The 15,349-nt window shown below is 38.2% G+C and carries 15 protein-coding genes; 13 read left to right on the top strand and 2 right to left on the bottom strand.

Annotated elements, in window-relative coordinates; genetic code table 11:
- The first annotated feature begins 28 nt into the window (after positions 1-28).
- From RQ359_RS10800 to RQ359_RS10765, 8 genes are all read left to right on the top strand, one after another.
- A complete protein-coding gene (locus RQ359_RS10800) occupies positions 29-253 on the top strand; it encodes a hypothetical protein (RefSeq protein WP_156016484.1) in 225 nt (74 codons plus the stop codon).
- A 5-nt stretch (positions 254-258) separates the two neighbouring features.
- Positions 259-891: a hypothetical protein gene (locus RQ359_RS10795; RefSeq protein WP_457921205.1), complete on the top strand. Its 633-nt coding sequence runs from the start codon at positions 259-261 to the stop codon at positions 889-891.
- 20 nt (positions 892-911) lie between these two features.
- Complete coding sequence (locus RQ359_RS10790) at positions 912-1,724, top strand: hypothetical protein (protein ID WP_457921204.1); 813 nt, start codon at positions 912-914, stop codon at positions 1,722-1,724.
- Between the two features lie 9 nt (positions 1,725-1,733).
- On the top strand, positions 1,734-2,549 hold the full coding sequence (locus RQ359_RS10785) for a class I fructose-bisphosphate aldolase (protein ID WP_054837602.1): 816 nt from the start codon (positions 1,734-1,736) through the stop codon (positions 2,547-2,549).
- Between the two features lie 4 nt (positions 2,550-2,553).
- The gene (locus RQ359_RS10780; RefSeq protein WP_156016486.1) at positions 2,554-3,750 is read left to right on the top strand and encodes a glycosyltransferase family 39 protein; all 1,197 of its coding nucleotides are present in this window, start codon (positions 2,554-2,556) and stop codon (positions 3,748-3,750) included.
- A 62-nt stretch (positions 3,751-3,812) separates the two neighbouring features.
- Complete coding sequence (locus RQ359_RS10775) at positions 3,813-5,183, top strand: APC family permease (RefSeq protein ID WP_054837601.1); 1,371 nt, start codon at positions 3,813-3,815, stop codon at positions 5,181-5,183.
- 170 nt (positions 5,184-5,353) lie between these two features.
- Entirely contained in the window at positions 5,354-6,121 is a 768-nt protein-coding gene (locus tag RQ359_RS10770; RefSeq protein ID WP_156016487.1) for a nucleotidyltransferase family protein, read from the top strand.
- A 27-nt stretch (positions 6,122-6,148) separates the two neighbouring features.
- The gene (locus RQ359_RS10765) at positions 6,149-7,051 is read left to right on the top strand and encodes a BadF/BadG/BcrA/BcrD ATPase family protein (RefSeq protein ID WP_156016488.1); all 903 of its coding nucleotides are present in this window, start codon (positions 6,149-6,151) and stop codon (positions 7,049-7,051) included.
- A gap of 505 nt (positions 7,052-7,556) precedes the next feature.
- On the opposite strand, the gene RQ359_RS10760 is transcribed toward RQ359_RS10765, so the two are convergent.
- The gene (locus RQ359_RS10760; protein ID WP_156016489.1) at positions 7,557-8,996 is read right to left on the bottom strand and encodes a gamma-glutamyltransferase family protein; all 1,440 of its coding nucleotides are present in this window, start codon (positions 8,994-8,996) and stop codon (positions 7,557-7,559) included.
- A 63-nt stretch (positions 8,997-9,059) separates the two neighbouring features.
- Here RQ359_RS10760 and RQ359_RS10755 point away from each other — a divergent pair, with 63 nt between their 5' ends.
- The gene (locus RQ359_RS10755; protein ID WP_054838556.1) at positions 9,060-9,422 is read left to right on the top strand and encodes a hypothetical protein; all 363 of its coding nucleotides are present in this window, start codon (positions 9,060-9,062) and stop codon (positions 9,420-9,422) included.
- Between the two features lie 115 nt (positions 9,423-9,537).
- Positions 9,538-11,841 carry a tRNA(Met) cytidine acetyltransferase TmcA gene (locus RQ359_RS10750; RefSeq protein ID WP_054838555.1) on the top strand — a complete coding sequence of 768 codons (2,304 nt, stop codon included), beginning with the start codon at positions 9,538-9,540 and terminating at the stop codon, positions 11,839-11,841.
- Positions 11,842-11,940: 99 nt separating this feature from the next.
- Here the strand turns inward: RQ359_RS10750 and RQ359_RS10745 are convergent, their stop codons facing one another.
- The gene (locus tag RQ359_RS10745) at positions 11,941-12,792 is read right to left on the bottom strand and encodes a cytochrome C oxidase assembly protein (RefSeq protein ID WP_173571501.1); all 852 of its coding nucleotides are present in this window, start codon (positions 12,790-12,792) and stop codon (positions 11,941-11,943) included.
- A 410-nt stretch (positions 12,793-13,202) separates the two neighbouring features.
- Between RQ359_RS10745 and RQ359_RS10740 the strand changes: the two genes are divergently transcribed.
- From RQ359_RS10740 to RQ359_RS10730, 3 genes are all read left to right on the top strand, one after another.
- Positions 13,203-13,325, top strand: a complete 123-nt coding sequence (locus RQ359_RS10740; protein ID WP_276608303.1) for a hypothetical protein — start codon at positions 13,203-13,205, stop codon at positions 13,323-13,325.
- 73 nt (positions 13,326-13,398) lie between these two features.
- Complete coding sequence (locus RQ359_RS10735; protein WP_156016490.1) at positions 13,399-13,794, top strand: hypothetical protein; 396 nt, start codon at positions 13,399-13,401, stop codon at positions 13,792-13,794.
- A gap of 185 nt (positions 13,795-13,979) precedes the next feature.
- The gene (locus RQ359_RS10730) at positions 13,980-15,248 is read left to right on the top strand and encodes a cryptochrome/photolyase family protein (protein ID WP_083476963.1); all 1,269 of its coding nucleotides are present in this window, start codon (positions 13,980-13,982) and stop codon (positions 15,246-15,248) included.
- Positions 15,249-15,349: the final 101 nt, after the last annotated feature.

Below are 15,349 nucleotides of genomic sequence, written 5' to 3'. Positions count from 1 at the left end.
TTTAACTTCATTTTAGAGTTAACTTCGAATGCCACAGATTAGGATACCCATAGAATGGTACGACTTGATATCTTATATGGCGTCTACAAGAAGAAAGAAATTCTCCGATTTCCTGGATTATATTTTACACACAGACGAATGTATAGGCTTAAACGAAGTGAGCCCTACTGCCTTCAGGAAAATATCCTTGAGTTCTGACGTTAGTGAAAATGAGATTTCAAGGAAGATAAAGTACTTCCTTTTCTGTAGGTGAGATTCATGGAAAAACCCGAATCTACGGGTCTAGTAAGGGTAGGCTTCTATAATTTAGCATTGAAGTTGGCAATAGCACCGCTGTCATTTGCGTTTTCCCTTTTAGTTGTCAAGTATTTATCAAACCCTCCATATGGTCTGGAGGTCTTCGGAACTTGGCAATATATCTTCACATTAGTAATAGGTTACTTTACCATACCTGCAGACATGTTCTATTTTATAACCTCTAGATACTCATCGGAGGGTAGACCTGTAGGCGGACTTTTGGTTATTAACGGGATATCAGGACTATTTTCCTCACTTATATTCCTAATTCTAATTCCTTACTTCGTATATGCTTCCCATTTTGACTATCCCTTTTACTTTTACTTGTCTATTTCTCTTATATTAATTTATTATTTGTATAGAATATCCAACGCGATGGTAATAGGAAGAACTCCAAAGAAAGTAGGAGAAATAGCAGCAGTTTTCCAAGTGGTAAGATTATCTTCAGCCATAATCATGATGTTCATATTCAACTTGTCCATAGCAGCAGTAATTCTAGCATATGATTTTGGTTATTTAGTTCAAATTTTATTAAATTTATTATATATAAAATCAAATTTAAAATTGGATTTCCATTTGGCTCAGTTGCTATAAGGAAGTCCCTTCCAGTCACAGTGTACTATCTTCAGAACGTAATTGAGGCTAGCTTAGTTTGGGTAGTGGTCTCAATTAGTGGAAATACGATCACGGTATCATATTTCGAATCAGCCTTCGTTCTAGCTAACGTGATAACTTGGTCCCAGGCCACTCAGACTGGTTTAATAAAGAAATTGTCAGAGACAAAGGACCCATCAGTTATAGAAACGTCACTGAAGCTTTTCTCTCTAACATCGGGTCTCTTCATGTTCATCATATTTGCGGAGGGGAAGGACATTTTATTTAAATTGAGACCTGACTATGTAAACTCAATCTTTGCCTTGTACGTAATATCGTTCTCTAACCTGATAAGAGGAATTTACTCAATATTTTATCAAAGTATATTGATGAAGGATGAAACCTTGTCTATAGAAGGACAAGGAGAGTTGAAAGGAGAGCTAGCCAAACTCACGAGGATTAACTTACTTCTTTCAATAATTGGAGTAATAATTTCAATATTGCTTATAGAGTTTCTAAAAAGCTATCCTTATTTCATTATTGCTGTTTTCATGTCGATGGGTCTTCTGATTAATTCGTTTTCTATGCTCTTTACCTCTTATAGGTCATCAAGAAGACTCTACAACTTTAAGGTTCCACGAGAGTTCTTCATACCGGTTTTACTTTCCTTCTTGGGAATTCCTTTCAGCTTCTTAATGGAAGGCAAGTCCTATCTTGACATTTTAGTTTATGGTGTTATCTCAATTGGCATTTTCTCTGCTCTAAATTTGATTAACCCTTACTTTAGGCAATTGGGGCGTAATGTAATAGGATTTATTAAGTCAATGAAATAATCGAAACTAATGTCAGGTCTTGAAATAAGAATGAGGAGACTTTTCTGTCACGGTAAAGCCTTCGTTGTAGCCTTGGATCACGGGCTAGTTATGGGACCAATGAAAGGGCTGGAATCGCCTGAAGATGTTATTCCGAAGTTAAGAAACGGACCAGATGCACTTCAAATGAGCCCTCCAATGGTAAAGCTAGTAAAGGAGAACTTTTTTACAAAGTCATCTCCGATGTTGATAGCTAGACTGGATACGGCTAACGTATGGAGGGATAAGTACTTTGAGCACAAGGAAGGATATTATTCACAGCTATTTTCAGTAAAAGACGCAATAAAGGCAGGAGCTGACGCTGTTGTCACTTACTTGGTGGTAGGTTATGACTCGGATCAGGTAGAGGGATATAATGTAGAAACTTTAGCTTCAATAAGAGCGGAGGCAGAGGATTACGGTATTCCATTTATTATCGAACCCTTACAAGTAGTGAGGGGAAATCCTGACTCTGTAAAGGAAACCGAGATAGTAAAATATGTAACAAGGCTAGCTTCGGAGATTGGCGCAGACATATTAAAAGTAGATTACACTGGTCAGGGATTTCAGGACGTTGTAAAGGTGGGGTTTTCCCCGATTCTTATAAGGGGAGGTCCTAAGACCTCAAACGACACCGAGTTCCTTAATATGCTTAAGGACGCATTGGACGCTGGGGCTAGCGGTATTACCGTAGGGAGGAACTTGTGGCAGTCTAAGAACATAGAGGTAATGACCAGAGCCATAGCTAAACTGGTTCACGAAAATGTAGATGTTGGACAAATTTTAAAAGAATTAGGTCAATCATAATCTAATGGGTTTTAGGAAGATATGTCCCCTAAAATTGTTTTCTTATAGCGCACTTGCAATTATAGTTGCAGTTTACACTTACTTCACCGTAACGACCTACGCGTTCGTTAATGCGTATATAGGGGACGAAGTTTGGTACCCTACGGCAGCATATAACATACTTAAGATCATATTTCATATCACTCCACCAATGTATTTTCCTTATTCTAATGAGGCTGGAATACAGACCTATGTGAATACGTGCCATCCTCCTCTGGCCAAATATTTCATGGCATCTACAATATTAATCCTAGGATATCAGCCAGCTGCATGGAGAATCTGGAGTTGGGTCTTAGGAGACTTGATGCTTATAGTGGCCTTCTTCCTTGGCAAATATCTGCTCGGAGATCATGGATATAGAGCGTATTTGGGAGGAATTGTGTCGACCCTCTTGGTTGCTTTAGATCCCAATATATGGTTGCTACATGGCGTTGCTATGTTGGAAATATATGTCTCATTCTTCGGAATTTTATCTCTATATTTCTTGCTAAAGAAGAAATTACTATGGGGAGCTATAGCTCTAGGCCTAGCAATGGCGTCCAAGGAGCCTGCGTATCTTTTGATCTTGCCTTTCCTTTACTATTTAGGGGATTTGAAGAAGAGTCCCATAGATAGGACAATTTACGGGCTTGGAATACCTATAGTAACATTCGGAGCATTATCTCTACCTATAATTGACTATTATGGTGGCTTCTTAAGCTGGTTAAAGGGTACATTTTTAGATAGGGCATCATGGGATATAACTAACGGTCATATAAGCTTGGCTGACGTCAGTCAAATATCCACACCTTGGGGCTGGTTCATGAACATCCATCCATTCTGGATGGGCTTTCATTTTTACGCTACTACTAATCCTTTCATAATGCTTTTATGGCCCATACTTACAATTATAGTCATTTTAATGAAGGAGAAGAACCTCATATTCACTAGTATGTGGGCATGGACAGAGTGGTTGGGTTTCCTGATGGTATACTTCTTAGGTAACCATACATTATTCAGCTTCTACGTTACAGATTTCTCCCCGGTTGTAGACGTTTTCGTAGCAGTTTCAATGATTTACTTAGTTGATAAGCTAGTTCTTCGTCAGGAAAGAAAATCCAGCCTTCAAGGGAGTTCTAATATAGAAAATGGAGATAATGATGGTAACAATAAATCTTTCTGAATTAATTCTACATTTCTTGGTTGGGGAAACTTTAATACGCAAACGAATCTAACATAGACTATATGTCAAATAAGGAGAGCAGACAAGGTCAACAACCACCTCCAAAGGAACTAAAGAGGGATATAGGATTTCTAGATCTCACTTTTTTATCTTTAGGCGGTCAATCTCCGTTTCTAAGTATACTTCTTTACGGTACAGTGACTATCATCGAAGCTGGCCTTTTCGGTCCTATAGTTATACTCTTGGGTACTTTATTAGTTCTACTTAATGGTTTGGCAGTTTATGAATTATCCAAGAGGTTTACTAAAGCAGGAGGTTATTACACTTATGCCTTTTACTCTTTAACAAGGAGATTAGGCTTTGAAACTGGATGGGTTTACTTGCTTTACTCAGTAGCTTATGGTTCAGCTTACATACTTGGAGCTGGATATGTAATGTCTAGCGTTTTGGGCATATCTCCTTGGATCACTGTATCGGTAGTATTAGGTTTAGGATCTGCTCTTGTATTAAGTGGAATTAAACCTTCTTCAAAATATGCCATGTTCGCAAGCATATTGGAAATAGTCCTAATGACCACCTTAGCTATACTTTTCCTTCACTCAACGGGTTTTAGATTTTATAACCCGTTCTCTAAAATTCCGTCATTTGGAGACATAGCATTAGGAATTCTATTCGGTTCCTCAATACCTACAGGATACGGTTCAATAACTCCTAACGCAGGAGAAGTTAAGGACCCAAAGAGAACAGTAAGCAGGGCTATAGTTACAGTAATACTTATCGGGGGATTACTTGCAGCATTCGATGTCTATGCTATTACAGATCATTTATCCTTTTATGGATTAAACCCAGCTAACGTTAATATAGTATCTTTAATAGAGAGTAGGTTCGGCGTTGTTACTTTTGCATTAGTTATATTCGGTGCCATGAATGATTCTATTCTAGCAACCCTTGCCTATATGACTGCTACTTCAAGGACAATATTTGCAATGGCATCAAACGGTCTATTTCCAGAGAAATTATCTCAGTTAAAAAATTACAAACCTACAAATGCAATCTTAATTACAATTGCTCTCTTCTTTGGTATAACGGTGCTTTCTTTATTCTCACTCATGCAAGCATTTGAGGCATTCGTGGTAGTAAGCTCAATATCTCTATTCGCCAATTTGTTCATACATCTTGCAGCAGATTCATCACTTTTTAAGATCTCTCTAAAGAGGGCTAGCAGAAGGAGAACTGAGATAGCATTAGCTATAGGCGGCGCAGTATTCACTATAATTGATTTGGTAGCTTCAATAGGAAATACATCGTATACGATGGTTTACGTCTTTTTTGCCTGGATAATCATAGGTTTTCTCATAGCGGAAGTAGAAGATATGGCAAAGCAAGAACAGAATGAGGCTGAAGCTGAAGAAAAACATCGTTCCAGATCTTAAAAATTAAAAAGAGGTATATAACCGAATTTGTTATCAAAGATTTCCCTCTCCTTTTCATCAAGAGATTATTCTTAGGCTTTTTATTTTGTTAATTTTAAACAATTTTAAGTCTAAAATATATAAAATAATTCTACCGTTACGTTTTTTATTCATTTACATGATTTCATCATATGAACCAAATAGAAAAAATGGTGATAACTTCGGCTGGTAAAGGTACTAGAATGAAGTATATTACCTCTGTACTTCCTAAATGCCTATTGCCTCTACTAGTTAAGGAGGAGGGAAAGAAGGTAGCTAAGCCAGTTATTGATTTGATAATGAACAATGCAGAAAAAATACGTGTAAACAAGTTCTGCATCGTAGTAGGGAAAATGCAAGGCAGAATTCTAATGGAGTATCTTTTCGATAGAGGACCAACTTTCGTCTTTCAGAATGAGCCTAGAGGTTTTGGAGATGCAGTGTTGAAGGCCGAAGACTTTGCAGACGGTTCACCTTTTTTTGTCCATGCTGACGATGGAGTTCTTACCTCTGGTTACGACGTTCTAGCTAAAGCTTTCTTGGAAAATGATGCTGATGCGGCATTATTCGTAAGGCGAGTAAAAAATCCAAGGAGATATGGTATTATAAACTTTGAAAAGGAAGAGCAGTTTATGGATCATAGTTTATATTATGTGAAGAACGTTGAAGAGAAGCCAGAATCCCCTAAGTCTGACTTAGCTATAGCAGCAGTGTATATTTTCAAGCCTGATCTATTCTCAGCACTTAAGGAAGTTAAGGTAGATCCGGCATCAGAAGTAGAGCTAACATATGGGATAAAGAAGATGTTAGAAAAGGGGAAAAAAGTGATAGCCCTTTCATTAGACGGATATAAATGGCTTAACGTAGGTGACCCTGACAGTTACTTTGAATCGTTTACATATGCATATAAGGAACTTTAAAATATCACGTTTGTATAAATAAATCATATGATCCTGGTTGGTGTAGACGGAGGAGGTACTACGACCGAGGCTATAGCATATGACACTGAAACCAAAAAAATGACATCTGCTGAAAGTGGACCAGGGAATTTTCATAACGTAGGCGTAGCGGAGGCAGTTACAAATGTAATGACGGCAATTAGGCGTGCAACTGGAGGCAAAATTCCAGATTTAGTTTACGTTGGGCTTGCTGGAATGGATTCACGTTATGATTATGAAGTCATGAAGGTAGAATTAAAAGATGCAGGTAAGAAGACGGTGATTGATCATGATGGCTTCGTAGCTTTATACGGCGAAACTAAAGGTAAGCCTGGGATTATAGTAATATCTGGAACTGGAAGCGTAATAGTTGGTTATGATGGTAAGTCTAAATTAAGATACGGTGGTTTAGGTTGGCTACTATCTGATGAAGGTTCAGCCTATCAAATAGGGAGGGACTTACTTAGAACTATAGTTAAAATGATGGACGGTAGATTACCTAAAACGTCAATATTAGAAAAAGCGTTGCAGTTTATGGGAGCTAAAGATGTAGACGATCTAGTTAAATGGAGCTATCATGAAGGTCATAGAGTCAAAGAAATAGCGTCCTTAGCAAGAGTTGTACATGAATCTGCTAAGGAAGGAGATGAGACTGCTAACGCAATATTAAAGAGAAATGCTGAAGAGTTAGCTATGAGCTCATCGCAAATGAGCAAGAGATTAGGCGTAAGTACAGTTTATCTGAAAGGAGGAATGTTTGACTCGTGTATATATTTTAACTTCTTCAGGAGTTACTTGGAGAATTGCAACGTAAGGACTGTCAAGTCAAGAGTTAATGCAGCGTTTGGTGCACTTTTACTTGCTGCACGCGAAGCTTCCATGACTCTAGATATAGAAGAGGTAAATGATTGATTATTTTTACAAGTGAAAAATGAGTTAAATATTGCAGCGCGAGAGTTCTTTTAGGTTTTTGGCTTCATTTAATCAATTCCAATTTTCAAAGTGTTTATGAAACGAAAGAAGTATAATTCTTACGCTACGAAGTCTTCTTACAGAGAAGGGGGTTAAGGGGGCGGAAAGTCTCGCCTTTTAAGGCGGGGATGGATAGCCCCCCTTATAAAAGGTTTAAATATTTCTTTTTTCAAAAATCTTTTAGTGACGCTAACGATGCTCCTCCCCAGCTCGATTGTGGGCTTAATGGGACTGTGAGAGGAGCAACCATCATCTTCCTTTTCCTTCAAGGGACTAGAGCTCAGCAATGAAAGTCCCCTACCCACTCTGTCCAAATGGGAGTGGTTCTCTGAGCCACTCGACTGCCCACCAAATGAGAGATGTAATCCCGAATCGATGGTGGGAACTATGAACCCTCTGGAGGGGAACCCTCGCCCTTCCAGGGCGGGGAGGAAGTCAGAATAAATTATACTGGTAAAGCTATTCCTTCACCTCTTGGATCTGCTACTCCTATCCTCTTTTGATTCTTGACCACCTTCAGAGCTTGAACTATTCCAACTTCAGGCGACATGTAGTCGGTTGGAGTTGCTGGTATCCCTAACCTTTTCTCAGCTATCACCTTACTGCCTAAGTACATAAACCTAGGTGCAGATACCGCTTCATCTATTTCCATGTTATAATCTGCATAGTATTCGAAGACTTGTGAGTGTATTTGAGGTCTCAAATCTCCTCCAGCACATCCTATGATCAGTCTCTCTTCTCCTTCTCCTCTCTCAGCTATTAATATGGATAAAGTATGGAGAGGCCTCTTCTTGGGTTTCGGAGCGTTAACTCCATCTGTAAATCCTGCTCCGCGATTATTGAAGGTTATATCATTTACCACTATTCCAGATCCAAAGGGATAAAATAAGCTCTGAATCATTCCTACATCATTTTCTCCATCTGATACCACCAGGAAAGTAGTGTCGCCGTCTCTTACCTTCACGTCTATTCCGTTCTCTATTAGTTTTCTACTCAAGTAACTCTTGTCTAGTATACCATCAGGAACCTTGTAGAAGTTAGGGTCGGTGACAAACTTATTTCTATCTTCATAGGCCAAAGCACTTAGTCTTAGATGTTCGTTTACTCTAGATACATCATTAAAAGGCATTCTATTTATGTCAGCTAGCTCTATCATTTTAAGAAGTTCAAGAGTTGTAATTCCCTGTGAATTAGGAGGTATTTCGTAAAGCTGAAAATCCTTGTAATTTGTCTTTATAGGTCTAGCAACTTCGCCATGGAACTCAGAAAAGTCGGTGAAGTCAATTGGGACGCCCTTTCTCTTAAGCCCCTCAACTAGTTCTTCAGCAATCTTTCCTTCATAGAAAAGGCGGGGATCTTTTGAAATTTCCCTCATTATTCTTGCCATACCTCTTAACTTTATAGAATCTCCAAATCTTCTTCCTGCATATACGGAATCCCACTCTTGGGACATTTTGCTTGATGAAACTATAGCATGATGTAAGCTTCTGTTTACGAAAAACCCATTTTCAGCTAGCTTTATTGCTGGATTCAGTAAATTATCTAAAGGTTCTGTAGAGAAGTTATTGTACATGAAATCCCAAAGATCTGCTAAACCGGGAACTAAGACCGTGAGAGGCGATCTCTCGCTAGGGATAGCTTCAACGGTAAGACCCTTTGGTGAGATGCTAGACGCGTTATAAACTATTATACCCTCTGGAGTCCTAGCCATAAGGAAGCCATCTCCACCCAAACCACTAGTGAATGGCATAACCACTGATAGCACTGCGCTAGCAGCTATTGCAGCGTCGAACGCGTTGCCACCGTTCTCTAATACCTTAGCTCCTACGTGAGACGCAATATTGCTCTGCGTTGCTATTACCTTTTTTCCTATAGCTGAAGGCATATCAATGTTTTTATTCCTTCAATATAAAAAAGGATATGTGTAGTCAAGGTCTGATGAAAGCAAGTGGTAATCTTGGATATTCCAGATAATGTGAAGAATAATTTAGAGGAAGGTGTTTGTATAACTTGTTGTGATAGCGTAGTTCTTTGCATGTCAGAAGATTATCCCATGACTAATGATGCCTACGCTGCAACGGAGGTAGATAGATCAGATCAGAATTTATTAATAAGGCATATTATATATGACGATCCAAGCAATCCTCTTACCGTTGAATATATAGCGGACAGGAAATTCATTTCTAGAGTAATAAATCAAGGTTACGTAAAGGTAATATTTCTTGACAAGTTACTTAATGAAGAAGTTTCGACTAAAGTCAAGCTAGGAAAGGAGGAGATAGCCATCATAAAAAAGGAAGCTTCAGTCTAAAGTGGAGACAAATAAATGCTATCATTCGTATTTCTCACGTATTTCTCATAGTCTCTCTTCAACCATGTCATAACGATACAAGATAAGTTTTAAGCCATCTTGAATATAGAAGCCTATGGGTAAGGATGAGTTCTTCAATGACCTTGCAGAGTCAATAAAGGACGGAATTCAAAGGAATTATAGAAACCTAGTCTTCATCCAGAGCAAGGACTCTTATTTAAAAATGAAGAGTGTATTAAAGCTTTATCTGAGCATCAAAGACAATGTCTCCATAGTCTACGGATTTCATCCTTGGATAAAGGAAGCAAAAGACAGAATGAGAGAATTAAGAGAGGAATTGGAGGATTATCGATTCGAGGACGTGGACTATTCAAACGCCGAGTGGTACATGGGTAACACATACGACGTTGTCATAATGGACATGACGGATAACTTTCAACCTAATAACGTAGGAAGAATGGTTGAGCTATGTCGTGGAGGTGGTCTTATTATCATTTATACCGACAACCTGAAGGAAAATAAGTTATTTAAGAATTCCATAATGAGGGACGGAAAAGTTCTCTCATTTTATGAGGATAGGTTTCTAAGAAAACTCTCAGAGCATGAGGGAATATTCATAATAAACGGAGACGTCTTTCAGTCTAGGACTTTCACTGGCCAAGTCGAGTCCCCTCCTGAGAGAAAAGTTGAGAGCAAAAATGCACCATCAGAGATACACGAACTCTGTAAGACTGTGGACCAAGATAAGGCATTAGAGGGTTTATATTTCATCATGAGCTCTGGAAAAAGGTCGATTTCAATTACCGCTCCAAGAGGAAGGGGAAAGAGCGCAGTAGTAGGGCTCTTTTTAGCTTCTCTATCTTCAGAAGACAGGAAGAAACCTTTAAAGGTTTACGTGACCTCACCTTCTATAGCAGGCGCCTCTCAAATATTCGAGTTCATGGTAAAGGGTTTAGAGAACTTGGGCGTAGAATATTCGGTTAAGAAGAACTCTAACGTTATTTCGTCAGTAAACACTGAAAGCATGAAGGTCTCTTATATTCCACCCGATGCAGCATACTCCGAGGAAGGCGATATTCTAGTCGTGGATGAGGCTGCAGCTCTAGGTATAGCCTACATAGATATGATATCTAGAACGTGGACAAAGACAATTATGGTAACCACTGTCCACGGCTACGAAGGTTCGAGCAAGGCGTTCTCCAAATATTTGAGAAAACTTGCCGACAATAGGAAGATCAAGCTAAAAAATATATCCATGGATTATCCTTTGAGGTACGCTAAAGGAGATCCGGTGGAGAAATGGTTATATGACGCCCTCCTTTTAGACGCAGAACCAGAACTTCCAGAGGGAGACCTTTCAATTCTTTCTTATGAGGAGATACCTAAAGAGGAACTTTTCACGGACGACTCAAAGTTAAGGCAGGCCTATGGAATCATGGTTACCGCTCATTACAGAAATAATCCAGACGACTTAATGATTATGGCAGACGGCGTTCATCATATCATTAGGGTGTTGTCATCTTCCTCCTATTATGTATCCGTAGCTCAGCTTTCAGAGGAGGGAGGGATGGACGACGACAAGGTAGAACTTGCCATAAATGGCGGTATCTTCGACGGAGATCTAATACCTGATAGAGTAATAAAACACGTTAGAATTAAGGAGTTCGGTAAACTGCATGGCTGGAGGGTAGTTAGAATAGCTACAGCACAAGAAATTCAGGACAAGGGCTTGGGCAGTGAAATGTTACGTATGATTATTGAGGAAGCCGAGGATAATGGTTTGGATTGGGTAGGTTCATCTTTCATGGGAGATCCTAAGGTTCTTAGGTTCTGGATAAAGAACGGCTTCATTCCAGTTCACGTTTCACCCAAGAGAAACGAGAAACTGGGTGACTTTCCGGTAGTAGTAGTGAAACCTATATCGGAAAAGGCTAAGAAAATAGTCTCCATAGCTGCAACAGTACTTAAGGAGAAGCTTCTCAATACGCTTCACGATGTCTACTTTAACATGAATCCTGAGATAGCTAGACTTCTCATAAACGGAACTGGAGCACATAAAGAAATAGATATAAATCCAATTTATCTAGATAAAGTCTTAGCTTTTGTGAAAGGAACAAGTCCTTATGAGTCCTCTGCAGACGGAATACATATGTTAGTTCTGAAGTATTTCTGGGACTCAAAGAGGAAGTGGTCTATAATGCCAGACGAGGAAGAGTTTCTGATTGCTAAGGTGATACAAGGTAAGCCATGGGGTAACGTATCAGCAGTCCTTTCCTCTAGCAGATCTCAAGTGACAGAGGGAATATATACCTCAGTAGCTGAGATGCTCAATAGGTACTATGGTTTAACCATAGATTCACCTTTAGGTGTGATGATTTCACAACACGGCGATTTAAATGAGCGGATGCACCTCGACTGATTGGTTTTTTAATTATTTTTATTTACATTGAATTTAATGACCAATCTCTATAGAAGAATAAGTGATAAGATAGAGAAAATTATATTACTTTCTAAAAAATTAAAGTAGAAGTAAGCCCAAGCTATTCAGTATTATTGCAACTACAGTAAGCAGAGAGAAGAATTGATGCGTAGCTATAGACGCTCCTGGCTTAAGTGGATCTCTATTTATAGATTTGTATACCCATAGACCGACTCCAATCACTCCTAAAGTGAAGATAAATGTAAGCCAATAATGTAGGATGATTACTGCAATTACGAATACTACTGCTAGAATTCCATGTATGCCCCATGCAATCTGTAACTTTCTCTGTGCGTTAGGGTCGTCAGGCCTTTTGGATGGACTGAACTCAGCTTTAGGTGCCAACTTTTTAGCATGGTTAAGAACGTCTCCTATTTTAGCTCTCATCCTTCTAGTTCCAGTTACAACGCCGCCCATGAAAATGACGAAATATAGAAAATGAGGAGGCTCTATAGCTTGAATCAGGAAGCTTACTACATTTACGGAGAAGTAACCTTCACCATGAAGGAACAGTAGAAAATATGAGACGAATGTAGTGTATGCAGCTATATCATGTATACCTTGGAAAGGCGAAGGCAACTTACCCGCTAATACGTAAAGTGTTGCCATACCTAAAAGAGCAGTGGCAACTATTGAAAGGAATCCTATTTCTGTGAAAGGAGATGGGTAAAATATTAATAAACCTAAGGAGAGTAATCCAACAAGGGTAGCCATTATCCTATGTAGGGCCTCTGGGTCCTTCTTTGCTGCTATTTGCATCATGTCCTTAGTGTATGGCCATTTAGTTCCTAGAGAAAGACCATAACCATATCCTTCAACTATACCGCCAAGGACTATGTTAGTCCCTGCTAATGCGGTCTCTAACAAAGCTAGGTAAGGCAGTATCATAATGATAATGTTTTTCCTAAATCTAAAAAGCTTTGTTTATCTGTTTGTAAAAGAAAGGAATTATCTATCGATATATTGGTTAGAACTTATTTTATTTGTAGATTACTATAAATAGTCTATATATTTATATCTGTATTCTTGAACATCTTATTAATTTTTAATTCTTGTATAGTTAATATAGATATAAATGGATATAAATAATGATATATCAATCATCTTCATGTTAATCATTTGTTGAATTTTATAAAGCTTTAGTTTAATGTTTAGTCTCATTAATTTTGTTAAATAAATATTTATCATTAATAGTGAATATAAAACATAGTTTCACTTCTTATTTCGAATTTCTCTATATATACTATATAGATAAAGGTTTTAAGTTAAAGATTCTACATGATAATATAGAAGTGAGTAAAGTGGAGTACAAAGAACAAACAGACACCGAGAAGTTCTTAGTGAACTTCTTAAGGGAAAAAAGGGAGGAGTGCTACAAGTTTTACAGCAAGGATATATGTTATGCACTCTATCCCGATATATAAAGAGATCAAAGCCTTTTTGTTGGCTTTTCAATAGCCTCAAAACAAATTTAAGAGAGTTCTCCAAATCTTTCTTATGTCATTATCTTCGATGCTAAATGCGGATCAGGAAACATTAGGGAAGGCTGTACTTGACGTTTTAAGAAGTCAAGATCCAGCTAGGGACATATATTCCTTTGTGGATTCTTTATTAGCCACAAAAAAAGAACAAGCGGTCTCTGCATTAGTCAAGGTCTTAAAGTACCTAGCTCAGAACTCAACTGACGAGGAATTCAGGAACTTTTACGGATACGTTCTCACCTCAATTTCTGATGCCAACGAAAATGTGGTTTCTAACTTCATGGAGATTTTAATGGATGCGCAGTCCTACTTAGATCCTAACGCCCAAATTAAGGAAAGTAATGCACTTAATAACGCCCTTGCAATCTTACCTAAGGATACCTCAAAGAGGATAATATCAAAGTTACAATGATTGATATAAAATATAATATTTTATTAGAGCTTTAATTTCTAGTTGGTCGAATATTATATTGTCTATTCCTGCTGTAGTTTTCTCTTTAGATCTAAATAAAGCTTTATTCTCTTTCGTATATAATTTCCCAGAATTTAACTGTAATTTTACTTTTAGATTTAATCTACCATGCTATTCGTGTTAATGTGAAGTGCGTATACTGGTTTCGCCGAGACCTAAGGACATACGACAATAAAGGTTTGTATGAAGCCTCACAAGAATGTGATGTAATATATCCTCTAGTAGTCATAGACAAGAATATAATGGAAAGGGAGGATACCTCACCTCGTAGAGCGTTCTTCTTCCTTCAAGCTGTAAATTCCTTGAGGGAAAAGATACCTATAACAGTTAAGGGAGGAGATCCTATAGATGAGGTACCTAGATTTGTAAACAACTTAGGAGCAGAGGCCGTTTACTTTAACAGGGACTATGGATATTATGCATCCAAGAGAGACGCTGAGGTATGTAAGCGTGTAAACTGCGTTTCATTTAAAGATCATGTGTTGGTTGAAAAAGGGGAACTCCCCTTGTATAAAGTTTTTACCCCGTACTATAAGAAATGGCTCGAAATACCAAAGGAAAAGCCATACCCAGAGCCAGATGGAAAGTTTGAAGGAAGGGGGAATCCAGTACCAGAAAAGGAGGATTATACGGTTCCATGTGCAACTGAAGAGTGTGCAAGGGAAAGAGTAATGATGGAGGATAAAGGAAGTACTATGTTGTCACCCTTTCTAAAGGTTGGTCTAATATCTGAGAGGTATGTTTATTGGAATACCAAGAGTGATAGAGTGAAAAGACAGCTATGCTGGAGAGATTTCTATATCCAGCTTTATACATCAAACTATGACTATCTGAGTAAGGGTATGAGGAAGGAAATAAAATACGATAATGATCCAAGACTAATTGAGGCATGGAAGAACGGAGAGACTGGATTTCCAATCATTGATGCTGCAATGAGAGAATTGAATGATACAGGATGGATGGACAATAGACTTAGGCTGTTGGTGAGCTTTATTCTCACTAAGGTTATGCTTGTAGATTGGAGAGTGGGAGCCCTTCACTTTATGAAAAATCTACTTGATGGGGAATTTGTGATAAATACTGCAAATTGGCAGTGGAGTGCAGGAGTTGGAGTTGACACTAAACCGCTTAGGCGATATAATTTGGTAAAGCAGTCCAAAATATATGACCCGCAGGGAATATATATAAAGAAGTGGGTAGACGAACTTGAAGGTGTACCTCCAGAGTACATACACGAGCCCCAAAAAATGCCCATGGCAGTACAGGAAAAGATAGGAGTTAGAATAGGCGAGGACTATCCATATCCAGTTATTGATTTAAATAAAGGTTATGAGGAGTTTGTTAGAAGGTACAAGTCTTTAAGGGAGAAGGACAGTTATGATTTGATAATTTAGATAAGAAATTATATTTTATTAATTTTTCTCCTTTGATGTTTAATAAATAATGATTTAGTAGAAAATAGAACGATCTTTACATTATAGTGAAGAGAGCTATA

Origin of the sequence: Sulfuracidifex metallicus DSM 6482 = JCM 9184 (assembly GCA_032834875.1) — an archaeon.
GTDB classification, from domain to species: domain Archaea; phylum Thermoproteota; class Thermoprotei_A; order Sulfolobales; family Sulfolobaceae; genus Sulfuracidifex; species Sulfuracidifex metallicus.
This window is presented reverse-complemented; position numbering and strand designations above follow the sequence as displayed.

What these genes read in the sequence shown, in the direction of transcription:
- RQ359_RS10800 (WP_156016484.1), top strand. Translation starts at nt 29, where the DNA reads ATGCCACAGATTAGGATACCCATAGAATGGTACGACTTGATATCTTAT.
- RQ359_RS10795 (WP_457921205.1), top strand. Translation starts at nt 259, where the DNA reads ATGGAAAAACCCGAATCTACGGGTCTAGTAAGGGTAGGCTTCTATAAT.
- RQ359_RS10785 (WP_054837602.1), top strand. Translation starts at nt 1,734, where the DNA reads ATGTCAGGTCTTGAAATAAGAATGAGGAGACTTTTCTGTCACGGTAAA.
- RQ359_RS10780 (WP_156016486.1), top strand. Translation starts at nt 2,554, where the DNA reads ATGGGTTTTAGGAAGATATGTCCCCTAAAATTGTTTTCTTATAGCGCA.
- RQ359_RS10775 (WP_054837601.1), top strand. Translation starts at nt 3,813, where the DNA reads ATGTCAAATAAGGAGAGCAGACAAGGTCAACAACCACCTCCAAAGGAA.
- RQ359_RS10770 (WP_156016487.1), top strand. Translation starts at nt 5,354, where the DNA reads ATGAACCAAATAGAAAAAATGGTGATAACTTCGGCTGGTAAAGGTACT.
- RQ359_RS10765 (WP_156016488.1), top strand. Translation starts at nt 6,149, where the DNA reads ATGATCCTGGTTGGTGTAGACGGAGGAGGTACTACGACCGAGGCTATA.
- RQ359_RS10760 (WP_156016489.1), bottom strand. Translation starts at nt 8,996, where the DNA reads ATGCCTTCAGCTATAGGAAAAAAGGTAATAGCAACGCAGAGCAATATT.
- RQ359_RS10750 (WP_054838555.1), top strand. Translation starts at nt 9,538, where the DNA reads ATGGGTAAGGATGAGTTCTTCAATGACCTTGCAGAGTCAATAAAGGAC.
- RQ359_RS10735 (WP_156016490.1), top strand. Translation starts at nt 13,399, where the DNA reads ATGTCATTATCTTCGATGCTAAATGCGGATCAGGAAACATTAGGGAAG.